The sequence below is a fragment of the Paenibacillus sp. URB8-2 genome, from assembly GCF_013393385.1.
GTDB lineage: Bacteria > Bacillota > Bacilli > Paenibacillales > Paenibacillaceae > Paenibacillus_AQ.
Genome location: NZ_AP023239.1, coordinates 3,738,076 through 3,760,523, shown reverse-complemented (window position 1 = coordinate 3,760,523; position 22,448 = coordinate 3,738,076). Strand labels below are relative to the sequence as shown.

16 protein-coding genes and 3 pseudogenes are annotated in these 22,448 nt (G+C 51.5%); 16 read left to right on the top strand and 3 right to left on the bottom strand.

Annotated features, from left to right (window positions below):
* The first annotated feature begins 16 nt into the window (after nucleotides 1-16).
* Genes PUR_RS17345 through PUR_RS17330 form a run of 4 tightly spaced genes read left to right on the top strand, consistent with a single transcriptional unit; the run spans nucleotide 17 to nucleotide 3,662 of the window.
* A complete protein-coding gene (locus tag PUR_RS17345) occupies nucleotides 17-844 on the top strand; it encodes a purine-nucleoside phosphorylase (protein WP_179036329.1) in 828 nt (275 codons plus the stop codon).
* Between the two features lie 46 nt (nucleotides 845-890).
* Nucleotides 891-1,766, top strand: a complete 876-nt coding sequence (locus PUR_RS17340; protein ID WP_179036328.1) for a purine-nucleoside phosphorylase — start codon at nucleotides 891-893, stop codon at nucleotides 1,764-1,766.
* 1 nt (nucleotide 1,767) lies between these two features.
* Nucleotides 1,768-3,099, top strand: a complete 1,332-nt coding sequence (locus tag PUR_RS17335; protein ID WP_179036327.1) for a pyrimidine-nucleoside phosphorylase — start codon at nucleotides 1,768-1,770, stop codon at nucleotides 3,097-3,099.
* 50 nt (nucleotides 3,100-3,149) lie between these two features.
* Nucleotides 3,150-3,662, top strand: coding sequence for a flavin reductase family protein (locus PUR_RS17330; protein ID WP_179036326.1), 513 nt, complete (start codon nucleotides 3,150-3,152; stop codon nucleotides 3,660-3,662).
* Between the two features lie 204 nt (nucleotides 3,663-3,866).
* Here the strand turns inward: PUR_RS17330 and PUR_RS17325 are convergent.
* Nucleotides 3,867-4,391 (bottom strand): annotated as a pseudogene (locus PUR_RS17325) (HPP family protein); the annotation flags it as partial.
* Between the two features lie 35 nt (nucleotides 4,392-4,426).
* Here PUR_RS17325 and PUR_RS17320 point away from each other — a divergent pair.
* The 4 genes and pseudogenes from PUR_RS17320 (at nucleotide 4,427) to PUR_RS17300 (ending at nucleotide 7,729) form a co-directional block, all read left to right on the top strand.
* Nucleotides 4,427-4,987, top strand: a complete 561-nt coding sequence (locus PUR_RS17320) for a hypothetical protein (protein ID WP_179036324.1) — start codon at nucleotides 4,427-4,429, stop codon at nucleotides 4,985-4,987.
* 235 nt (nucleotides 4,988-5,222) lie between these two features.
* Nucleotides 5,223-5,772 (top strand): annotated as a pseudogene (locus PUR_RS17315) (NAD(P)H-dependent oxidoreductase).
* A 46-nt stretch (nucleotides 5,773-5,818) separates the two neighbouring features.
* Entirely contained in the window at nucleotides 5,819-6,664 is an 846-nt protein-coding gene (locus PUR_RS17305; RefSeq protein ID WP_179036322.1) for an oxidoreductase, read from the top strand.
* A gap of 156 nt (nucleotides 6,665-6,820) precedes the next feature.
* A complete protein-coding gene (locus PUR_RS17300) occupies nucleotides 6,821-7,729 on the top strand; it encodes an AraC family transcriptional regulator (RefSeq protein ID WP_179036321.1) in 909 nt (302 codons plus the stop codon).
* A gap of 36 nt (nucleotides 7,730-7,765) precedes the next feature.
* On the opposite strand, the gene PUR_RS17295 is transcribed toward PUR_RS17300, so the two are convergent.
* Entirely contained in the window at nucleotides 7,766-8,938 is a 1,173-nt protein-coding gene (locus tag PUR_RS17295; protein ID WP_179036320.1) for a low temperature requirement protein A, read from the bottom strand.
* Between the two features lie 274 nt (nucleotides 8,939-9,212).
* On the opposite strand from PUR_RS17295, the gene PUR_RS17290 reads away from it, so the two are divergent.
* From PUR_RS17290 to sigF, 4 genes are all read left to right on the top strand, one after another.
* Complete coding sequence (locus tag PUR_RS17290) at nucleotides 9,213-10,406, top strand: D-alanyl-D-alanine carboxypeptidase family protein (protein WP_179036319.1); 1,194 nt, start codon at nucleotides 9,213-9,215, stop codon at nucleotides 10,404-10,406.
* A 210-nt stretch (nucleotides 10,407-10,616) separates the two neighbouring features.
* Nucleotides 10,617-10,970: an anti-sigma F factor antagonist gene (spoIIAA, locus tag PUR_RS17285; protein ID WP_179036318.1), complete on the top strand. Its 354-nt coding sequence runs from the start codon at nucleotides 10,617-10,619 to the stop codon at nucleotides 10,968-10,970.
* The gene (gene spoIIAB / locus PUR_RS17280) at nucleotides 10,967-11,422 is read left to right on the top strand and encodes an anti-sigma F factor (RefSeq protein WP_179036317.1); all 456 of its coding nucleotides are present in this window, start codon (nucleotides 10,967-10,969) and stop codon (nucleotides 11,420-11,422) included. Before spoIIAA ends, spoIIAB begins: the two co-directional genes overlap by 4 nt.
* Before the next feature lie 11 nt (nucleotides 11,423-11,433).
* Entirely contained in the window at nucleotides 11,434-12,189 is a 756-nt protein-coding gene (gene sigF / locus PUR_RS17275; protein WP_179036316.1) for an RNA polymerase sporulation sigma factor SigF, read from the top strand.
* 140 nt (nucleotides 12,190-12,329) lie between these two features.
* On the opposite strand, the gene PUR_RS17270 is transcribed toward sigF, so the two are convergent.
* Nucleotides 12,330-12,923 (bottom strand): YdeI/OmpD-associated family protein, encoded by a 594-nt coding sequence (locus tag PUR_RS17270; protein ID WP_179037964.1) that lies wholly within the window; start codon nucleotides 12,921-12,923, stop codon nucleotides 12,330-12,332.
* Nucleotides 12,924-13,229: 306 nt separating this feature from the next.
* On the opposite strand from PUR_RS17270, the gene PUR_RS17265 reads away from it, so the two are divergent.
* The 4 genes and pseudogenes from PUR_RS17265 to PUR_RS17250 all read left to right on the top strand — a co-directional run.
* On the top strand, nucleotides 13,230-13,733 hold the full coding sequence (locus PUR_RS17265; protein WP_179036315.1) for a ferritin: 504 nt from the start codon (nucleotides 13,230-13,232) through the stop codon (nucleotides 13,731-13,733).
* Between the two features lie 174 nt (nucleotides 13,734-13,907).
* Nucleotides 13,908-14,942 (top strand): NAD(P)/FAD-dependent oxidoreductase, encoded by a 1,035-nt coding sequence (locus PUR_RS17260; protein WP_179036314.1) that lies wholly within the window; start codon nucleotides 13,908-13,910, stop codon nucleotides 14,940-14,942.
* A 329-nt stretch (nucleotides 14,943-15,271) separates the two neighbouring features.
* Nucleotides 15,272-21,850, top strand: coding sequence for an alpha-amylase family glycosyl hydrolase (locus PUR_RS17255; protein ID WP_179036313.1), 6,579 nt, complete (start codon nucleotides 15,272-15,274; stop codon nucleotides 21,848-21,850).
* 319 nt (nucleotides 21,851-22,169) lie between these two features.
* A pseudogene (locus tag PUR_RS17250) lies at nucleotides 22,170-22,283 on the top strand (3-ketoacyl-ACP reductase); the annotation flags it as partial.
* Nucleotides 22,284-22,448: the final 165 nt, after the last annotated feature.

The window sequence follows — 22,448 nt, the reverse complement described above, 5'->3', positions numbered from 1 at the left end:
CTGAGGAGGAGCATACATGACAAACGCAATAAGCCTCGGCGCGATTCAGGAAGCGGCAGGATACATCAGAAGCAAAGGGGCGGAAGCACCGGAAATCGGGCTGATCCTCGGCTCCGGCCTCGGCATACTGGCCGATTTGATTCAGGACGGAATCAGCATTCCTTATCAGGACATCCCTCATTTTCCGGTGTCCACTGTGGAAGGGCATGAAGGAGAGCTGCTGATCGGCACGATTGAAGGACGCAAGGTCGTGATGATGAAAGGCCGCTTTCATATGTATGAGGGCTACGGACCGGAGACGACAGCGTTTCCCGTCCGCGTCATGAAAGAGCTGGGCGTAACCAGCCTGCTCGTAACCAACGCAGCAGGGGGAGTCAATACGGATTTCTCGGCGGGGGATTTGATGCTCCTTAGCGACCATCTCAACCTGACGGGCCGTAATCCGCTGATGGGACCGAATGATTCCGCTCTTGGCGTGCGTTTCCCCGATATGTCCGAGCCGTACAGCCGCCGGCTGATCGCCGCGGCGCGCGAAACCGCGAAGGCGCAGAACTTCACGTTCAAGGAAGGCGTCTATGCGGGCCTGCTCGGACCGTGCTATGAGACGCCCGCCGAGATCGTCATGCTGCGCCGCCTCGGCGCCGATGCGGTCGGCATGTCCACCGTATCCGAGACGATCGTCGCCCGTCATGCCGGTATCGAGGTGCTCGGCATCTCCTGTATTACCAATATGGCCGCGGGCATTTTAGATCAGCCCTTGTCCCATGACGAGGTCATGGAGACGGCGGAGCGGGTGCGCGAGCGCTTCCTGAGCCTTGTGCTTGCCCTTATTCCGAAAATGTAAAACTGCCCAACACCAATAACTTTAACAAACGGGGAGGAATTCACAAATGACACAATCAGCAAACAGCGCATCGGAGGCCGCTTACGGCGTACAGGTAAAGGAAGCCGCCGTCTATATAGAGTCCAAGCTGGGCCCTTATAAGCCAGTTATAGGGCTGATTCTCGGCTCCGGCCTCGGCGATCTCGGCGACCAAATTGAGGATGCCGTATATTTGCCTTACGAGGAGATTCCCCATTTTCCCCGCTCGACGGTGGAAGGCCATGCCGGACGGTTCGTCATCGGCAAGCTGGAGGGCAAGGACGTTATTATTATGCAGGGCCGTTTTCACTACTATGAAGGCTACCCTATGCGCAAGGTCGTGCTGCCCGTATACGTTCTGGCCAAGCTCGGCATCGGCACGCTCGTTATCACAAATGCTGGCGGCGGCATGAATCGGGCGTTCAAAGCCGGCGACCTGATGCTGATTACCGATCATCTGAATATGACGGGAGACAACCCGCTGATCGGCCCGAACGATCCGGAGCTTGGCGTGCGTTTCCCTGACATGTCCCGTGCTTACGACCCGGAATATATCGCGCTTGCCAAGAAGCTGGCGCCGGAAATCAAGGGAACGGACGGAGAGAGTCTTGCGCTGCAGGAAGGTGTATATGCGGGCATCAGTGGTCCGACTTACGAAACACCGTCCGAGCTGAAAATGCTCGCGTATCTCGGAGGCGACGCCGTCGGCATGTCCACCGTTCCTGAAGTCATTGCCGCAAGCCATAGCAGGCTGAGAGTTCTCGGCATTACGTGTATTACCGACATGGCGATCGGCGATGAGCTGGAGCCCTTGACGCATGAGCAGGTGGTAAAGGTGGCGAATCTGACCAAGCCGAAGTTTATCGGACTTGTCCGGGCTTTCGTGCGCGAGGCGCAGCTGTAAGATGAGAGCGGTCGACATTATCCAGAAGAAAAGGGACGGCGGCGAGCTGACTAGAGAGGAAATTTCTTTTCTCATTCAAGGCTACACCCGGGGAGAGATTCCGGATTATCAAATGTCCGCTTGGGCGATGGCGGTCTATTTCCGGGGGATGAACGCCCGCGAGACCGGCGACCTGACCCTGGAAATGGCCAAGTCCGGCGATCAGGTCGATCTCAGCCCGATCGCCGGCATCAAGGTGGACAAGCATTCCACCGGCGGAGTGGGCGATAAGACGACCGTCGTTCTCGCACCCCTAGTAGCGTCCGCGGGCGTACCAGTCGCCAAAATGTCCGGGCGAGGCCTCGGACACACCGGCGGCACGCTGGACAAGCTGGAGTCCATCTCCGGCTTCTCCGTCGAGATGGAGCGTGAGCGCTTCTTCGCCCAGGTCGGCGAGATCGGCGCGGCGGTCATCGGCCAGTCCGGCAACATTACGCCCGCCGACAAGAAGCTGTACGCCCTGCGCGATGTAACGGCGACCGTGAATTCCATTCCGCTCATCGCAAGCTCCGTCATGAGCAAGAAGATCGCCGCCGGCGCGGATGCCATCGTGCTGGACGTCAAGACCGGCAGCGGCGCGTTCATGAAGACGCTGGACGACTCCATCGCACTCGCGCAGGCGATGGTCGATATCGGCACCCAGCTTGGCCGGCACACGGTCGCGGTCATCAGCGACATGGATCAGCCGCTCGGCTACGGCATCGGCAATGCGCTCGAAGTCAAAGAGGGCATCGAAACGCTTCGCGGGCACGGGCCAAGCGATCTCACGGAAGTATGCCTGATTCTCGGCAGCCAGATGCTTGTTCTCGGCGGGAAGGCGAAGGATACGGAGGAGGCCCGCGCCATCCTGAAGCAGCATATCGCGGACGGCAGCGCGTTTGAGAAGCTGAAGGTGATCGCCGCCGCCCAGGGCGGGGACGTTGCCCAGATCGAATCGCCTTCGAAGCTGCCAACCGCCAGGAGACAGCTAGAGGTTAAAGCGCCGGCGGACGGCCATATCGAAGCGATTCAGGCTGAAGAAATCGGCATCGCCGCCATGCTGCTCGGCGCAGGCCGGGAGACGAAGGAATCCGTTATCGACCTGGCCGTCGGCATCGTGCTGTCGAAGAAGGTCGGCGACGCCGTCTCCGCCGGAGACACTCTGGCTGTCCTGCACGTCAACGACGCTTCCGAGAGTAAGGTGAAGGAAGCCGAGGCTAAAGTGCTGGAGGCCTACCGCATTACGGCTCAGCCGGTAACTCCGCCGCCGCTCGTCTATGCCATCGTCACGAAGGATGGCGTAACCCGGTATTAATGGGTTATACTGGGTGATGGATGTTATTTTTTCGTGGTGGAGGAGAAGGAATGAGCCAAGCGTTTAAATTGTTGGAGCCTCAAGAACTGACGGATAATGTGTTCAAGCTGGTCGGGGAAGACTGGATGCTGATTACGGCGGGAGGCGCGGAGCGCTATAACACGATGACAGCGAGCTGGGGCGGACTGGGCGTTCTCTGGCACAAACAAATCGCTTTTTGCGTGGTAAGGCCAACCCGCTACACTTATGAATTTATGGAGTCCTCGGATACGTTCTCGCTGTCGTTCTTTACGGAGGATTACCGGAGCGCGCTGGAGATTTGCGGAAGCGCCTCGGGAAGAGACACGGATAAAGCAGCGGCTGCGGATATCACGCCGGTGGAAGATACACCGGGAATCGTGTATTTCGAGGAAGCCAGACTCGTTCTGGAATGCCGCAAGCTGTATTATCAGGATCTCGACCCGGAGAAATTTCTGGACGAAAGCATTCACCAGATGTATCCCAAAAAAGATTATCACCGCTTGTATGTCGGTGAAATTACGCAGGTCCGGATCAAGGAGTAGTTCCGGTAAACGGATGATCCTGATCCGTCAGGGATTCCGTTGATCTTGCATCAACTGAACGCGGTGACCGGTAAAGGGCCGCGATCTACCCGCTTTTCGGAATATTTCCGGCTAGCCAAGAGCAGCCGCAGGAGACGCTATTACGCGTATTCTGCGGCTGTTTTTTCTACGACAGCCCGCTTCACTAACCAGCCAAAGTCTTTTAATCCAGAATTTCGGATACTGGCGATGTTCATCAAGGTTATTGATCAAAAGGGCAGTCAACACGATAATCAAAGAGCCGATGAGAACAGGATTAATCAAAAAAGACCATGGGCTTCCTGCCATAATAACGACAATTGGATTTGCTCCCGCAGGCGGATGAGTCGTTCGGGTTATATGCATCAAGGCAATAGCAAATCCTACTCCTAGAGCAAGCACCCAGAACTCGTTGCCGAATATATGAAATAGCAGTAATCCAACCGCAGTGGATATCAGATGTCCCCCGACAATATTTCTGGGCTGAGATAAAGGGGCGTCCCAAACGCCGAAAGCCAGAACGCAGCTAGCTCCAAACGGAGCCATTAGCCATACAGCGGATGTCAGGCCAGTCAATAAAGCCAAGAGGCCGATCGCGACAAACCCTCCAATAAATCCGATAAGTGCAGTCTTGAAAGAAACTTTCAGCGGGTTTTTCCCCGATCCTGCCATTTTGACAATGATACGATGCCAAGCAGATGTCTGTTCCATAAGAAGCCACTCCTTTTCTAATATCAAATTAACGCATGCGCATCGTTTTCATTGAATGCAAAGAGCATGATCATCTCTTTTACCGCAAAGAAATCGAACGAATTACAAACGCCGAAGTCACAACCGTTTTTTTTGAAGACCTTGCATCAACGGAAAGCGCGACAACGGATGCACTTGAACATTCGAATGCGATCGTCACCACCTTGAATCATGCCGATGAGGTTAAAAAATTGCTTTCCCCGTATAAGAAAATCATTCATGTGATAGGCGCAACGATCGAAATGCCTTTGGTATTAGAGATTTCCAAGTTGAAGTCCGGAAGTAAGGTGAGTTTTGTATGTCTCGGAAAGGCAGGCGGACAATGGATGGCTCGCAATATTCACGACGCTGGCATTACACAAATCGAGTCCCAAGCAATCGGTATTGATCATCGCGATCAATTGCTTAAAATCATCAAATATTCGGACAAGGTTTACGCATCTGCCGCCGTATTTACGGAACTAAAATCACTGGCTCCCGATAAAGTGGAAATGTATCCAATGGTGTTAGAAAAAAGCAGTGAAAACATACTGACAGAAATTTCCGAAAAGGATTAATCTGATCGAAAAACACCACACATAAACGGTAATGCACCCCTGGAATGGACGTTGGAATAACCGGCTTGGTTTATCCGATGAAATTCTTGTGGGTGCATTTTTCATTTCTAAAAACGGGGATGAGCTAAATGAACAAATAGATCGGACCTTACAGAAAAGCGAGAAGCACCAGTATACGTTAAAGTTAATTCATCAGCAGGAACTCATACGAGTTTCGAGAATGGGAGGGATTATCGTGAAAACATTGGTACTTGTCGCTCATCCGAATTTGGATAAATCCCGAGTGAACAAGACATGGTTGGAGGAAGTGAAAAAATATCCGGATCAGATCACCGTGCATGATTTATACGCTTCGTATCCGGATTGGCGGATTGATGTTCACAAAGAACAAGAACTCGCCATGAAGCATGATCGGATCATTCTCCAATTTCCGTTCTATTGGTATAGTTCGCCTCCGCTTCTCAAGAAGTGGCTGGATGATGTCCTGACTTACGGCTGGGGCTACACATCGAAAGGAGGCAAACTGCGAGGTAAGGAGTTAGGGCTGGCAATTTCTTTAGGCGGTTCAGAAAATGATTATCAGCCTGGAGGCGGCGATCTTTTTTACGATTCATGAACTCCTTAGCCCTTTCCAAGCTACGAGCAATTTAATCGAAACAGAATTGTTGATGCCGTTCACGATCTTTGATACGGATGATAAAAGCGAGGAAGAATTAGTTGCGAGCGCTCGGCAATATGAAGAATATCTGCTTGCTGATGAGATTACTAGGTTTCCAAGTAGATAACGTACAGCGTACAACAAAAAATAAAACACAAAGGATGGGATTCGATATGGCAAATCAGAAAGTTTGGTTTATTACCGGGGCAGCAAGAGGCATTGGTTTGGAAATCCTCAAGGCTGTGTTGGAAACCGGGGATCATGTTGTTGCAACGGTTCGGAGTTCGGCCAATTCTCTAGCTGATAAACTAGGAAATCCGGAAAACCTTCAAGTTGTTCTACTGGATATTACCGATGAGCAACAGGCGGTTGAGGCTGCGAATCAAGCCATTGGGAAGTTTGGCAAAATTGATGTCCTTGTGAATAATGCAGGATACGGGCTGCTGAGTGCAGTTGAAGAAGCCACTGCTGATGAGGTACGGAACAACTTCGAAACGAACGTCTTCGGCTTGTTGAATGTGACCCGGGCGGTCCTGCCTCACATGCGTCACCAACGTTCCGGACATATCATCAATATCTCGTCCGTTGGAGGATTGAGCGGATATATCGGATGGGGAGTGTACGGCTCAACCAAGTTCGCTGTTGAAGGATTGACGGAGGCCCTTGCGTTGGAATTGGCTCCGCTTGGGATTCATGCAACCGTAGTAGCCCCGGGCTTCTTCCGTACGGAATTTCTGGATGCTGCGTCGTTAACGCGGTCAGGCAACATCATTCCGGATTATGCGGAAACGGTAGGAGAGATGAGAAAAATTGCTACCCAAGCCAATAAGAAACAACCGGGAGATCCCGTCAAGTTGGCCAAGGCAATCGTGCAGGTCGCAAACGCAGAGAAGCCGCCAGTCCACCTGCCACTTGGTAATGATTCGCTGCAAAGATACCGTGAAAAGACGGCAAATTTTGAAAAGGATATTGAAGCTTGGCATGATGTAATTACAGGCACAGATCATGATGATGTCTAATTTAAAAGTCGAATAGATTCAATTAAACCGGGGGCGTTAGCACTCCGGTTTTTTTAATTTCGATTGTTATACGCCGCGGTTTTTTTTGATATGATGAAGAAAATCTTCGTTGTACGTGAATGACTGTTTGTATCTCTTTCAAAGGAGGAAGTACAGATGTTTTTGCAAACCGTAAAAGTAGCAAAAGTTCCTCACGATCTGGCCCGAGAACCGTATAATCAAGGGGTCTTAAAGATGAAAGGGCTATCCGTTGTTGAGTCTTGTACCTTTACCAAAGGTTTAAAGGGAACCATGTTTTTGGAGGACCATCTGCTTTTGTTTGTACTGGATGGAAGCTACACGGTAAGATTCGGCAGTCAGGAATATATCGTACGAAAGAATGAAATGGTCCTACTGCAGAAATCGATCATGATTGAATATGAGAAATCGGGAGAAGAGGGTTCTGGCTATGCTTTGGACTATATGATGTTCTTTCTTAAAGAAGAGCTGCTCACCGAATTTATCAAAATGGCTGATCTCGAAAGTAACCATCCGTCAGCGTTAGTACCAGTATCTGTAAAAGCGGTCAATGAACGATTAATTAATTACATCTATTCAATGAAACCGTATTTCAAGGACGCCGATAACATCAGGGATGGATTGATCAAAGTGAAATTGTTGGAATTATTGTTTGATGTTGCGGATGCTGACGAACAGTTTTTATACCAGTTTTTACAGCTCAAACGTACAAAGAGGAAGAGTGTAACCGAGGTGGTGGAGGAGAATATAACCAACCCTGTCTCGCTAAATGATCTTGCTTATCTGTCAGGCAGAAGTTTGTCAGCTTTCAAACGAGATTTCCAAGCGATCTTCAATACATCACCGTTACGATGGATCCGTAATCGCCGGTTGGATATCGCGAAAGAAATGCTGCTACTTACCTCTTTATCCGTTACGGATGTTTGTTTTTCAACTGGATTTGAGAGCGTGGCTCATTTTTCCAAGGTGTTTAAAGAGAGGTTTGGCGTGTCTCCATCCACATGCAAACAGCCCCTGCAAAAGCCCAATCAGGAGCCTACCCCTTGAAATCATACAAATGTATTGACGAGGAGAAATCGGATGTCAATCACGGACGATCCGATCTCCCCATCCTCCAAACTTTCCCGCATAACGTTGTTCGATTACAATCATTCCTGCTAATACTAGAGTCTGAATGGTCATCATTGGTAAAGTTCCCAGCCAACCGAAGCCATAGAACATAAGAATGAATAAAGATAGAGCGGCTGAACCAAGTCTCGTACCAGTTGGTCCGATACGAACCAGTTTTCTGAATATAGCGGTCCCGACGAGGTATAAGGCAATGCCGCCACTTAAGTACCATGAATAGGAGTGTACCGATTCGTCATTCAGTTGTTCTATGGCTACTTCGATACCTGCAGCAGAAATGACAATGCCGGATATCATAATTAAATGAGCATGCCAATATGCCTGCATAGCCAGACGGGCGCGGTTCTCAGGAGAGGCCTGTAACATATAATCTTCAGCCAGTTTTTTATCCTTGTCAAAATAGCTCCACCATAATGATATGACGATGCCCAATCCTAAAATCATTGTCACAAATAGCTTGAAACTGAAATTCAAATAGCTGGAACCTAAACCGATGGACAGAATGGTTTCGCCTAGCGCAATGAGCACAATCAAGCTGTGTCTTTCAACAAAATGCCGAGTGTTAATAACAAAACTGTCGCCTTGATTTGCAAACGAAGCGGTTAGAATAACCAAGACAGCTGCAACCATCAGCCACCAGCTCCATGTATACCAGATATTCAATATTCCGGACGCAAGAACCAAAAGAGCTGCTGAAAGGTTAAAAGGAGCCAAGTATGTGATTGCCTTGATCGATGTTACATGCGGTGATCGTCTGAATAGAAGGAGATGAATGATCGTAACCAGCAGAAAAGCGATGCCGAACGAAACTCCGCCCGTTCCAAAAATAGATGGAATACTAACGGCCATACTAAGAAAACCGCTCATACTGCAAAACATCAGCATCCTATAAAGAAATCTGTCGGTTCCAATATTATTTGCCAGCCAGGCATATCCGCCATACATCCACCAGGTCACAGTCAGAACCATAATAGCTTTAAACATATCCAATTCGGAGTGTGCATCGATGACTAAATGGGTTACCTGAGTAATGGTAAAAACAAATACCAAGTCAAAGAAAAGTTCAAGATAGGATACTTTAACTTCCGTATCCGCTGATTCAGAGTTTCCACGACGCAAATGTTGCATAGTGAGTCACCACCAGTTCTTATTTTGTTTGTTTCTGTCGATCCATAAGCTTACTATAGCGAAATTTTACGGGGTTCACTTTTCCGGAAAGCTCTAACTTTTTGTTCATTTAGCCCATCCGAAAAATTAGCCTTTCAAAAATTGTTGAACCTCCCGTTGCATAAGTAAATAATCCAAGTCTCTTAGCAAAATCAGGAATAATTCCGCCCTTTTCTGACGAAACTGGAACACAGTACCTGCGATATGAAGGTAAACGTTCAGGAGGGGAACTTTGATGACAAAATTTCGCTTTTGTTTGCTGGCGCTGTGTATCGTATTCGGCGCATTAAGCCCGCTCACCGCGTTCGCGGAGGAAAAAGGGCAGAAGACCGGTAGTTCCGCAGGGAAGGTCGATCTGGCGCCGCAGGCGCGTTCGGCCATTCTGATGGACGCCGGGACCGGCACCGTTATATACGAGAAGAATAGCCACGACAAGCTGCCTCCGGCAAGCATCACGAAGATCATGACGATGCTGCTCACCGTTGAAGCGCTGGATGACGGACGGCTGAAGCTGACCGATAAAGTCCGGACTAGCGAATACGCTGCCTCAATGGGAGGCTCGCAGATTTTTCTGGAGCCGGGCGAAGAAATGTCGGTCGACGAAATGCTGAAGGGCATCGCAATGGCTTCGGGAAACGATGCGTCCGTAGCGATGGCCGAGAAGCTCGCCGGCTCGGAGAGCGCTTTTGTAGACATGATGAACAAACGGGCGGAGGAGCTCGGCCTGAAGGATACTCATTTTGCCAATTGCAACGGGCTTCCTGCCGAGAACCACTATTCTTCTGCGCATGACATTGCGGTCATGAGCCGCGAGCTGCTGAAGCATAACCAAATTATCAAATACACCGGCTCCTACCAGGATTATCTTCGCAAGGACTCGGAGAAGCCGTTCTGGCTCGTTAATACGAACAAGCTGGTGCGCTTCTATACCGGGGCGGACGGACTGAAGACCGGCTATACATCGGAGGCCAAATTCTGCCTGTCTGCAACCGCGTCAAGAGACGGGCTGCGGGCAGTCGCCGTCGTTCTCGGAGAGCCCAATACGAAGACGCGCAACAGCGAGGTCTCGGGGATGTTCGATTTTCTGTTCTCGCAGTTTAAAGTCCATACGATCCACAAGTCCGGCGACACGCTGGGCACCCTGAAGATTGAGAAGGGCGTTAAGGCCGAGCTGCCGATCAAGGCGGAAGAGGACTATACCATTTTACTCAAAAAGGGAATCACCCAAGAAGGCGTCCGCCATCAAGCCGTCATTCTGGACAATGTCAAAGCCCCGGTGTCCAAAGGGCAGACGATCGGCAAGCTGGTGGTCTATCAGGGCAATGCTGTGGTGAAGCAGTATGAGCTGAAGGCGCCCGAAGATATTGCCAAGGCGGGCTGGTGGAAGCTGTTCAAGCGGACAACGGGTTCCATGTTCTCAAGGAACTGACGGAAGCGCCGCAGGATTAGAGTCTTCGGGCTGGACCGGAAGCGAGGCGGTTTTTGCCGGGTTGTCCCGATCCTTTTGTAGAATGATGAGAGTTTTCTTCTAGTTTTGTCGCGAGGCAGGATTCGCTCTCCGCCGTGTAGAAATCGTTGTCCTTGAAGACGTTTTAAGCAGCCAAGCCGTTTCAAAGCAACGAAGAGGAGAGTGGCGAATATGAATTCTCATGTGCAAATGGAGCATCACAGGGGCGTGCTCATCGTGCGTCTGACCGGGGAGCTGGATCATCACGCGGCCGATTATGTAAGAATGGATTTGGATGAAGCGATTCTGCGGAGACAGGTGGAGCACCTCGTCCTGAGCCTGAAGGATCTCCAGTTTATGGACAGCTCGGGGCTGGGCGTTATTCTGGGAAGGTATAAGCTGATTCGCGCCAAGGGTGGGAAAATGGTCATCTGCACCGCCAACCCGCCGGTCAAGCGGCTCCTGGAAATGTCGGGTTTGCTGAAAATCATGCCGCTGTACGAGAATGAGAGCGCAGCGCTTTCGAATCTGGAGGTTGCGTTATGACACAGGAACAAGCGAAAAATTTCATGAGCGTCCAATTTGCGGCGCTGTCGGAAAATGAATCGTTCGCCCGAGTCGTCGTAGCGGCATTCGTTTCACGGCTCGACCCGACCCTCGATGAGCTAAACGATCTGAAGACGGTTGTGTCGGAAGCGGTCACCAACTGTATTATTCACGGCTATGACAGCGATCCGTCCGGTATTGTCTATATCTCCGCAACGATCGACGGCGAGACGGTGCATCTCGTGATCGAGGACAAAGGCAAGGGAATTGACGACCTGGAGCTGGCCCAGCAACCCCTGTATACCTCCAAACCGGAGCTGGAGCGTTCGGGCATGGGATTTACCATTATGGAGAATTTCATGGACGAATTTGAAGTTACCTCCGAACCCGGGCGCGGAACCTCGATCCGGATGAAGAAGACGATCGTCTCAAAAAAAGCTTTATATAATTAGGGGATGGAGCCATGGATGCAGAATCAAAAAAAGCTCCGCCGACCTATTTGGACGATGCGGAGGTCAAACGGCTGATCGCGCTCAGCCAGGCCGGAGACACAACCGCCCGCGACACGCTGGTAGGCTGCAATATCCGGCTGGTCTGGTCGGTGGTGCAGCGGTTTATGAACCGGGGGTATGAGCCTGACGACCTGTTCCAGATCGGCTGTATCGGTCTGCTGAAGTCCGTGGACAAGTTCGATCTAAGCTATGACGTCAAGTTCTCCACCTATGCCGTGCCGATGATTATCGGCGAAATCCAGCGTTTCCTGCGCGATGACGGCACCCTGAAGGTCAGCCGTTCGCTTAAAGAAATGGCCAACAAGGTGCGCAAAATGAAGGACGAGATGTCTAAAACGCTCGACCGTCTGCCGACCATCGGCGAGGTGGCGGAGGCGCTGGGCGTCACGCCCGAAGAAATCGTCTTCGCCCAGGAGGCGAACAAGCCGCCGACCTCGATCCACGAGACCGTGTTCGAGAACGACGGCGATCCGATCACCCTGATCGACCAGATTGCGGACGAGTCCCAGGAGCGCTGGTTCGACAAGCTCGCGCTCAACGAGGCGATCGGCTCCCTGACCGAACGTGAACGGCTGATCGTCTACCTGCGCTACTACCGCGACCAGACCCAGTCCGAGGTTGCGAGCCGCCTCGGCATTTCCCAGGTCCAGGTGTCGCGGCTGGAGAAGAAGATTTTGCAGAACATCAAGGAGCAGATTGCGCAGTGAAACCGACGCTCCCAAGGTCGAGACGTATGATCCATCGGACCGCATAGCAATTAAACAACCCGTAAAAAGGAGCCGAATGGCTGCCTTTTACGGGTTTAATGTTTTTCATAGTATGTGGAGAATCCCAGCAGAGAGTACGCCTAATCATTTAATCCTTTTCCACCCAGAATTTTCTGCATATATTTTTCAACCCTTGACTCTCGAGTTTTAGATTGTTTGGGTTCAGAAAAATAAAGAATGTATGCTCTTTGCCGTCCGGGCGTCAATGCTTCAAAAGCAGTTTTCAAGGCAGGGATTTCATCGAATTTATTTTGAAATTCTTCAGGAATGTTGAATTCTGTATTCTTTTTAAAATTCACTTCCAAACCGGCTTTTTCAACTTCAATGGCTTCATAAATATAGGCTTTCAAGATGGTTTCCATTTCAACTATTTCTTGAACATTGGTGAACCGAATCTGGCGCGCCGCCTGTACATTCTCCGTTTGTTGGATTAGAATCCCATGGGCATCCTTTAACAAAGCACCTTTGTGAAACAGAAGCGCACAATATTCTTTAAATCCATGGATTAAAACTATGTTTTTTTTCTCAAACGTGTAACAAGGATGCATCCACTTCAATTCTTCAGTCAGCTCACAGTCAAGAATGATCATTCTCAATTTCTCAAATTCTTCCTGCCACTTTTTGGCTTTACTCAAAAATTCATCAACCTTAGGATTCATTCTACTATTTGTCATCAAGGAACACCCCTCTTCATCATCATAATATTGTGTTTTCAAAATAAGCAGTTTCATCGCTTGTTTCGTATCTGCATCTTATTAGGTTCAATTGTACTGCTTTTTTATGGATTGTACAGTTTGTGTACAGACGCTAGAAAGGAACCCTTAAATCTTTAACCGAGTCGGTTTTCCGTTCAAAAAGATCATAATATGATGAATCCAAACTTTTCTACTATTCGCCACGTTTTTCATCTCATGTCATGCCTTGAGGACAAACTTCATGGTATGATGGAAGAAAAATCATTAAGGATGGAGTGAAGTTACATGCAAGAGGAATTGACAAAAGCGTTAAACGAGCAAATGAATTTCGAGTTTTATTCCGCACATGTCTACTTGGCGATGGCGGCGTATTGTTCGGGCGAAAGTTTGGACGGGTTCGCGAACTTTTTTCTGATTCAGGCGGAAGAGGAACGTTTCCATGCGATGAAGATCTACAAATTCCTTAACGACCGGGATCAGCGGGCTACCCTGGCGGCACTGCCGGAGCCGAAGAATGAGTATGCTTCCGTTCTGGAAGCTTTTGAGGCAAGCTACGCCCATGAACAGAAGAACACCAGCAAATTCTATCATCTGGCCGATCTGGCGCTTGACACGCGTGAGCATGCCACGATTTACTTCCTTAAATGGTTCATTGACGAGCAGGTCGAGGAAGAGGCGCTGTTCAGCAGCATTATCCAAAAGCTGAAACGGATCGAGAACGACAGCAATGCTTTCTATATGATGGACGCCGAGTTTGCGGCCCGGACATTTACGCCTCCGGCTGAGTAATTCGGCGGAACTAGCTTCGAGAGGTACATACTTTAACCAGTCAAGTCCGGGCCTGAGCGCCCGGGCTTTTTATGTTGCCAAAGGAAGCCAAATCAGATACAATTCAAATGATAATGATTATCAATTTCATAAATAAAGAGGTATCTATATAAACGTCCGATCTGGAGGAGAAGAATGAGCGATCAACCGGAATTATTTGATGTGACGATAATCGGCGGAGGCCCCGCCGGAATGTATACAACTTTTTACAGCGGCATGCGGGATTTGAAGACCAAACTGATCGACGCCAATCAAGAACTGGGCGGAAAAATGCTGATTTATCCGGAAAAAGTCATTTGGGACGTGGGAGGGGTAACGCCTATACTATGCCGGAAGTTAATCGACCAGCTTAAGCGGCAGGCGCTTACTTTCGACCCGACGATTGTGCTGGAGGAGCAGGTTGTCTCCATGGACCGTCAAGAAGACGGAACCTATATGCTGACCACCGCCTCGGGCAATAAACACTGGACACGTACCGTCATTCTGGCAATCGGCTACGGTATTCTTAAAATGGCCAAGCTGGAGATCGATGGCGCGGACCGGTATGAAATAACGAATCTGCATTATACCGTTCAGGAGTTGGAGCCATTTCTGGGCAAGCATGTGCTGATATCCGGCGGCGGCGACTCTGCGGTGGACTGGGCGAACGCGCTGGAGCCCGTCGCGGAAAGGGTTACCGTTGTGCACCGGCGCGAGGAGTTCGGCGGACATGAGAAAAATATTGCGCTGATGAAGGCGTCCTCGGTTCATGTGCGCACGCCTTTCACGGTATGCCAGCTGCACAGCAGCGGCGGAGCACGCATTGAGGAAGTTACAATCCGTCATGCGGATACCGGAGAAACCGAACGGTTTGCGGTGGATGCTGTCATCGTCAATCATGGAATGAGATCCGATTTCGGATCTATGAGAGACTGGGGGCTCGATATGGGGGAGTGGAACGTCAATGTCAGCGAGAAGCTGGAGACGAATTTGCCGGGCGTGTTCGCGGCCGGAGACTTCGTGAGTTACGGCAGCAAGGTAAGGCTGATTGCCGGCGCCTTTACGGACGCGGTATTGGCCCTGAACAGCGCCAAGCTGTATATTGATCCGGAGGCTCCGAAGGCAGCCTATGTCTCGTCGCATAACGAACGCTTCAAGGAGAAGAACAAGGCGCTGGGTTCCCTGGAATAATGAAGCAGGCGCAGGACAGGGCTTGTCTATGATAAAGGCTGCGCTGTCCTTGCAAGGGTGACGCAGTCTTTTAAAGCTTATTCCTCAGGGGAATTTCCTGAGATACCCAATTAAAGCGTTTACATCAATTTGCTGTTATGATATGATCGAGTAGGCATTGATCTGCAAACGTTCGCAAAAGCGATCTGCTGTTAAATTTGGAAAACGACTCAAAGGGATGGAATGAACTTGAGTTTGATGATCTAAAGAGGGCAGCGGTTTTTTTATGGGCTTTGTGCAAACGTTAGCACAATGTTTGAATTATAATTTGCGGAGGTGGTATGAGCTTTATGTCAACGTGGTATGGAAAAAAACGCTGGCGCTGGCTGTCTATTGTAACCGCTATCATTATGGTTCTGCAGTTAGTTTCGGGCTTGCTTCCGGCGGCTGCGAACGCCGATCCGGAGGTGCCGATCGCGGAGCCTCTGATCGATCAGCCGGGCGGGTCGACCAAATGGATCGTTGTCGGCATCAAGGATTGGAACAACAGCAACGAAGAAATGCAGATGAAGCATCTGGTAGGGGGCTTTTATGCGTATTCCATCGTGCTTCCGGCCGGGCATTACGAGTTCAAGCTAGTCAGATCGGGCACTTGGACCGGATTTGACAACGCGGGAAATAACTTTGCCTTTGATTTGAGCGCTTCCGCCAAGGTGAATTTCTACATAAATGAAGACCTAAACCAGGCGCGGATCAGTCTGCCGAACTTGCAGGGCATCCAACAGTACACGCCGGTTCTGCCGGCCGCCCAATGGCCCAGACTGGTCGGAGATCTGCAGCCTCTCTTCGGGGAAGCGGAATGGTCGCCGGGAGGAAGCCAGCAGTTTTTCGTCGATTACAACTTCGATAATACGATCTATAAGATCCAGCGTACCCTTCCGGTTGGAAGCTATCAGGCGAAGGTCATTTTTGGCACGGACTGGAACCGCGATGAAAATTACGGAGATAACGGTCAGAATCTGGCGATCAATGTGCTTGATCCGGCCAATGTTACTTTTTCAATCGATTACAGTTCCGGCAGCAAAAATCTCACCCATAATTATGTTCCGAAGAGCTCCAGCTTTGACGGCAAAATCGATAAAGGCTCCATCCTGTTCGACAGCCGTTCGATCACCTACAAGAAGCCTTTTGGAGCGATCAAGGCGGGCCGGGAGGATGTGACGCTGCGCATTGCCGCCCTGCAGGGCGACGTACAGCTCGCGAAGGTCGAACTGACGAACCCGGATTCACTATCCAAAGATTTCACGATGAACCGGGTGACTTCGGTGAATAACAAGGATTATTTTGAAGTGACCATCCCGGGAAGCCAGTTCTCCAAAATCGGTATCTGGGGCTATAAATTCATTCTGGTGGACGGAGCGGCCAAAGTCGAATACGGCGACGACACCTCCAGAGGCGGAAGCGGCAGCGTAAGCGACGAAGGCGCGGTGCCTTATGACCTGACGGTATACGATCCGGACTTCAAGACCCCGGACTGGATGAAGAATGCGGTCGTTTATCAGATTTTTCCGGACCGTTTCTTTGACGGGGACAAGAGCAACAACCGCGCCAAGACGGAGGATGGATATCGCGGCGCGAGTTCGGATGAATTTGCAACGGATAAAGGCGGACAGAAGCTGCAGTATTTTGACGGCGGGGTAACGGATGATCCGACTCCGGATCAGGTGTGGGGAACATGGGGCGATGCGCCCGAGAACCCCGACCGCAGCACCCCCGAGAACAAACCCTATTATCCGGATGCCAAGACGGACGGAGCATGGACCAATGAATTTTACGGCGGCGATATCAAGGGCATACAGGATAAGCTCGGCTATCTGAAATCGCTGGGCATTACCACCTTGTATCTCAATCCCGTAACCTGGGCGGCTTCCAACCATAAATACGACGCCACCGATTACGAGCACCTTGATCCGATGTTTGGCGAGCCGGTATATAATACCCCTGGCGATCCGTCATCCGGACTCGATTACACCGCCACGCGGGCGGAATCCGACCGGGTTTACCAGGCTTTTGCCAAAGTGGCCCGCGAACAGGGAATGCATATCATTAACGACGGCGTGTTCAACCATGTCGGAGACGACTCGATTTATTTTGACCGGTATGGTAAATATCCCGAGATCGGGGCCTACGAATACTGGTCCAAAGTCTATGACAAAATGAACGCGGACAAAATATCCCAAACGGACGCGGAAGCGGCGGTGCGCGCAGAGTTTACGGGCAAAATCAATCCGCTGACAGGCACTAATTACAAATATCCCGAAGATTTTACGTACACGTCCTGGTTCACCGTTTCGAACGAAAAGATCAAGAACCGCGACGATGACAACAAGCATTATAAGTACGACGCCTGGTGGGGGTATGACTCCCTGCCGGCGATGGATGCGAAAGATCCGCAGACGGCGGCAACGGACTTTTTCCCTGCGGATTCGGAGGCGATTGAGGGGCAGAACGAATGGAACAACATCGGCTACCGGGAATCGGTCATCGGGCATGATCTTGCCGGACTTAGCGAAGCCGACGCGCAGAAGGCGATGGAATCCACCAACTCGCAGAGATGGATGTGGATGGGCGCAAGCGGCTGGCGGCTTGACGTGGCTCCCGACGTATCGAGTGGAACGTGGCGGAAATTCCGCGAAGCGGTCAAATCCGTGGAAGGCAAAACCGACGCAAACGGAAATCCAATCGAGGACCCGGTTATTTTGGGCGAAGAATGGGGCGTGGCTACACGTTACCTGCTGGGCGACCAGTTCGATTCGGTGATGAACTACCGTTTCCGCGGAGCGGTCCAGAGCTATATGATTTCCGGAAATGCGGATACCTTGAACCAGTCGCTGGAATCCATCCGGGAGGATTACCCGAAGGAAGCCTGGCAGGTGATGCTGAATCTGGTGGATTCGCATGACACCACTCGTTCGATTACCAAATATGATTATCCCGATTATGAAGAGGAGCATTTGAAAATCGCGGATGAAGCTAAGGATCATTCACTCAAACTGCAGGCGCTGACGGCGATTCTGCAAATGGGGTATCCCGGCGCTCCAACCATTTACTACGGGGATGAAGTCGGTGTGACGGGTACGAAGGACCCTGACTCCAGACGCGCTTTTCCTTGGGAGAGAATTATTGCAGGCAGCAGCGGCGGCTACAGCGCCTCGGGTAAATATGCGGAGCTGTTCAATACGTATCAGACGGCGGCAAAGGTTCGGAATGACAATGAAGTCTTCCGTACCGGTGATCTGAAGGTGGCCTATGCAAGTGGGGATGTTATTGTCTACGCCCGCAAAAACGATACCAAAGGCGGGCTGGTAGCCATCAACCGCGGCAGCGGCAGCCAAACGGTGAATGCCGATGTAGGCGGGTTTCTGCCGGACGGATTGACGCTTGCGGACCAATTGGGAAGCGGCGCGGAAGGAACAGTGGCTGGCGGCAAAATCAGCCTGACCCTCCCGGCGCTCTCCGGCATGATGCTGCTGTCAACGAGCGAGTTGTCCGTTGTGCCCCGGGTTACGGGACTTCAGGCTGTCGGCGGAGACGGCAGTGTCACCCTGTCCTGGAACGCCGCGGACGGCGCCGACAGCTATGTTATCTACCGGGCCGCGATTGAAGGAGGCGATCTGCAGAAGGCGGGCGAGAGCAGTACGCTTAGCTTTACCGACAGCAGCGTAACGAACGGCAACAAGTACTATTACACGGTGACGGCAAAAACGGGTGCAAATGAGAGTGAACCGTGCGACATGGCTTCGGCAACACCGGCTTTTGTTATTGATTCGGTAACGATCGTGCAGAAAGCGACGGATATGACGGTCGGTGTCGGCAAGGCCACCTATGAAATCCAGGCGGAGATCAAAATTCCCGGATTGACGGATGTGCCTTCCAATGTCTATACAGAACCGCCGGGTGTCATCGCCAAGCTGATCTATTATCCTAGCTCTGGCTCGCCGGATCAGGCTTTGGAGACGAAGCTCCGGTATAAAACGGATAACGTTCTGAACGGGTCCAAAATTTACTGGGCGGTATTCGAGCCGACCATGGCCGACGGGTATACGTATCTGGCTCAGGTGTCCACCGATAACGGGGAAAGCTTTGTATCCTCCGCACCTGAAACGGTGACCGTATCCTCCGACCCTGTCGATACGGATCCGCCTTCGCCGCCGGTCCTGGAGGATATTCCGGTTGAATCCAATTTGACGCATTTGACCTGGACCCTTGACGCGGCGGATGCCGAAGGCATCGAAATATACCGCAAGGGAGACGGACCGGATTACAAGCTCATCGCCTCTTTAGATAAGAGCGTTCGCGATTATAAAGATTACACAGTCAGCAATGATACGGCCTATACGTACAAAGTTGCGGCCTATGACATCGCTTATAACCGGTCTTACTCAGAGGAACAGACGGTCACGCCGAAGGTAGTCATGGTCGATGTAACGCTTCGCCTGCATCTGCCGGATTATACACCGAGTACGGACAGCATTAATATCGCGGGCGATTTTAACGGATGGAATGCCGGTTCGACAACTATGAAGGTGCCAAGTGGCGCTACCGACAGAAGTGTGGTCGAATACAATTTCAAGATGATGGCGGGCAAATCAATCCAGTACAAATATACCCGCGGCACATGGGAGACCGAAGCGTTCACGAGCCACACGCGTGATGCCAATGACACGACGGATATGGGCAACTGGGCGTACAGCTCTACCGACACCAATATGAAGCTGACGATTGCCAATCAGGGTGGCAGCAAGCAGGTCATCGACGATTATGTGCTGCGCTGGGTCGATATGCCAATGATCGTCACGCTGCCCCGGACTTCATATGGTACGGACATTGAGTATACAACGAATGACAGCGTTATGAATCTGAAGGCTTTCGTGCCTTACGGCGTAGCCTTTACGATCAACGGGCAGCCGATCCCGGACGGCGCAATGGACGCTTACGGCAATGTCCTTTTAAGCAATATTCCGCTAGCGCCGGGCGTGAACAAGTTCGTGCTTCATATTGAGCCGACAGCTGAAACTCTGGCCCTGCCTTGGTATACAGATAAGGGACGCGCCGGTCAAGCTACCAAAACGCTGACGATTACCGTCACACGGTCCGGCGGTGATAACGGCAGCGGCGGCGGGACGACGCAGCCGACGCTGACCGGACTGACTGCCGACGCTCCAGCTACAAGCCTGACAGTGGGCGATACTTGGAACACGTCCGTTCAGGCGCTGTACAGTGACAACAGCACAGCTGACATAACGTCGCAAGCGGCGTTTGAGTCGGCGCAGCCGGAGATCGCCCGTGTTAACGGCCAAGGCGTCGTTACGGCGGTATCGGAAGGCAGCGCGGTCATTACCGTCCGTTACGGCGGACTATCGAAGTCGTTTATGGTGCAGGTGGTTAAGAAACCGGATAGCACGGACACGAACAAGCCGAAGTTCTTAATCGTCGGCAAGCCGGCTTCCAGCCTGACGGTAGGCGATACGTGGAATACCGTAGTTGTCGCCGTATACAGTGATGACAGTAAGATTGATGTAGCTTCGCGTTCAACGTTCGAGTCGAGCCATCCGCAGATTGCAAGCGTAGAAGCAGGCGGTTTGGTTAGAGCTCTTTCGCCGGGTACAGCTACCATTTCAGTCCGTTACGAAGGACTGTTTCTGAGCTTTGATGTCCAGGTGGTTCCGCAAAGCAGTCCGGGCGAAAGCGGCGGCAACGGCAACACGGGCAATGGAAGCAATGGCACAGGCACTGCTGGAACCGGTCAAACCCCAACGTCCGGAACCCAAACGGTAACGGCGGATCAGTTGAAACCGGACAGCAGCGGCGCCGTGTCGATTGCGCTGGATCGTAACGTTCAGCAGCTCCTGCTTCCTGTTCAATCCGGGTCGGCCGGGGGAGTTGACCGCATTGAAATTAAGGGAGAACAAGTGTCGCTTACGATTCCGGCGGAGGTGCTGAAATCCCTGGCCGCTCTCCTTCCGGCGGAGCAACTGAACGGAGCACATATTGCGCTGAACATGAGCAAGCTGGACCCAGCCTCCAAAGAGGCGGCGATCAAGCAGCTTTCTCTCCCTTCCGGCACCGTTCTGGGCTTGGCAAGCGAAGTGTACGATTTCGCCCTTCAGGTGGTAACGAAAGACGGAAAAGCGGTGAGCCTGTCCGCCTTCCCGAAACCGGTGGAACTTGTCTTCCACACGGACGCAAAAGCCGATCCGCAGCTTACCGGCATTTACTTTCTGAATAATGTCGGGATCGCAGAGTATATTGGAGGAGAGTGGGACAGCGGCCTTCTCAAAGCGAAGGTGACCCACTTCAGCCGTTATGCCGCAATGGAGTACATGAAGATTTATGCCGATGTTCCCGCAGGACATTGGGCGAATCGGGCTGTTTCCGTACTGAGCGCCAAGCATATTGTGAACGGCATAAGCGGCGGCGCCTTTGCCCCGAACCAGCCGGTCACTCGCGGGGAGTTCGCGGCAATGCTCGTCCGTTCGCTGGGTCTGACCGCGAAGGGGAAAGCGCCATTCGCCGATGTGACCGGCAAGGAATGGTACGCCGATTCCATAGCGGCCGCTTACGAAAGCGGAATAGTGAAGGGCGGGAACGCCGGAGCCTTCAACCCGCAGCAGCGAATTACTCGCGAAGAGATGGCGTCCATGATCATCCGGGCCTATCGTGTGAAGACGGGTAAAGCGGCAGGTAGTTCGGCAAAAGCTTCGTTTATCGACGCTTCCGGCATCAGTAGTTGGGCGCAGAACGATGTGGCCGCAGCCGTTTCGCTCGGTCTCTTGAAAGGCAAGGACGGCGGCCGGTTCATGCCGAAAGCAAATACGACCCGCGCGGAGTCCGCGCAGGCGCTGTATAATCTGGTCTCGAAATATTAAAGTACAGCCGACAAGAAGCCACAGCCGTCTAGCCCCAAGCATCCGCTTGGGGCTCTTCGATTTGCCGGGGAAGGGCAAGTGCAAGCGGGCCCGAGAGAACCCGCCAGCCACAAGGATGAAATTCCGGGACTGTTATAGAGCAATCCGCTGTTTTACGTATCAACTGAAAATAAAGTTTTTGACTCGAAAGTAGTGTTGTAGACTCAGTAAATGTGGACTGGATATATGCTATTGAGCTAGTGGGCAGGATTCATTCAGTAGATGCGGTGATTGGGTAAAAAGACGAAACTGGAGTTAACCGAGGAAGAACAGGAGTATCTTGAACGGCAAATCACAGGAGTTGATTGATTCGTACAGCCGAATGAACGCGTTTGGACGACTTGGCGAGCCGGAGGACATCGCGAATGCGATCGAGTTGCTCGTCAGCGACTAAGCTCGTTGGATAACAGGACAGACGATTCGCGTAAACGGCGGGTTCAATTGAATTTTGTAGAAAGCGGCTCTTAAAGGAGGACGAACGGACAACGGACAGTAGCGTTGGAAGTTCGTCCATCAGGCTAGTTGAATTCAGTCAGATTAAAACCTTCCATTAGAAGCA

What these genes read in the sequence shown, in the direction of transcription:
- PUR_RS17340 (WP_179036328.1), top strand. Translation starts at nt 891, where the DNA reads ATGACACAATCAGCAAACAGCGCATCGGAGGCCGCTTACGGCGTACAG.
- spoIIAB (WP_179036317.1), top strand. Translation starts at nt 10,967, where the DNA reads ATGACACAGGAACAAGCGAAAAATTTCATGAGCGTCCAATTTGCGGCG.
- PUR_RS17330 (WP_179036326.1), top strand. Translation starts at nt 3,150, where the DNA reads ATGAGCCAAGCGTTTAAATTGTTGGAGCCTCAAGAACTGACGGATAAT.
- PUR_RS17305 (WP_179036322.1), top strand. Translation starts at nt 5,819, where the DNA reads ATGGCAAATCAGAAAGTTTGGTTTATTACCGGGGCAGCAAGAGGCATT.
- PUR_RS17260 (WP_179036314.1), top strand. Translation starts at nt 13,908, where the DNA reads ATGAGCGATCAACCGGAATTATTTGATGTGACGATAATCGGCGGAGGC.
- PUR_RS17290 (WP_179036319.1), top strand. Translation starts at nt 9,213, where the DNA reads ATGACAAAATTTCGCTTTTGTTTGCTGGCGCTGTGTATCGTATTCGGC.
- PUR_RS17345 (WP_179036329.1), top strand. Translation starts at nt 17, where the DNA reads ATGACAAACGCAATAAGCCTCGGCGCGATTCAGGAAGCGGCAGGATAC.
- PUR_RS17300 (WP_179036321.1), top strand. Translation starts at nt 6,821, where the DNA reads ATGTTTTTGCAAACCGTAAAAGTAGCAAAAGTTCCTCACGATCTGGCC.
- PUR_RS17255 (WP_179036313.1), top strand. Translation starts at nt 15,272, where the DNA reads ATGTCAACGTGGTATGGAAAAAAACGCTGGCGCTGGCTGTCTATTGTA.
- sigF (WP_179036316.1), top strand. Translation starts at nt 11,434, where the DNA reads ATGGATGCAGAATCAAAAAAAGCTCCGCCGACCTATTTGGACGATGCG.
- spoIIAA (WP_179036318.1), top strand. Translation starts at nt 10,617, where the DNA reads ATGAATTCTCATGTGCAAATGGAGCATCACAGGGGCGTGCTCATCGTG.
- PUR_RS17295 (WP_179036320.1), bottom strand. Translation starts at nt 8,938, where the DNA reads ATGCAACATTTGCGTCGTGGAAACTCTGAATCAGCGGATACGGAAGTT.
- PUR_RS17270 (WP_179037964.1), bottom strand. Translation starts at nt 12,923, where the DNA reads ATGACAAATAGTAGAATGAATCCTAAGGTTGATGAATTTTTGAGTAAA.
- PUR_RS17265 (WP_179036315.1), top strand. Translation starts at nt 13,230, where the DNA reads ATGCAAGAGGAATTGACAAAAGCGTTAAACGAGCAAATGAATTTCGAG.
- PUR_RS17320 (WP_179036324.1), top strand. Translation starts at nt 4,427, where the DNA reads ATGCGCATCGTTTTCATTGAATGCAAAGAGCATGATCATCTCTTTTAC.
- PUR_RS17335 (WP_179036327.1), top strand. Translation starts at nt 1,768, where the DNA reads ATGAGAGCGGTCGACATTATCCAGAAGAAAAGGGACGGCGGCGAGCTG.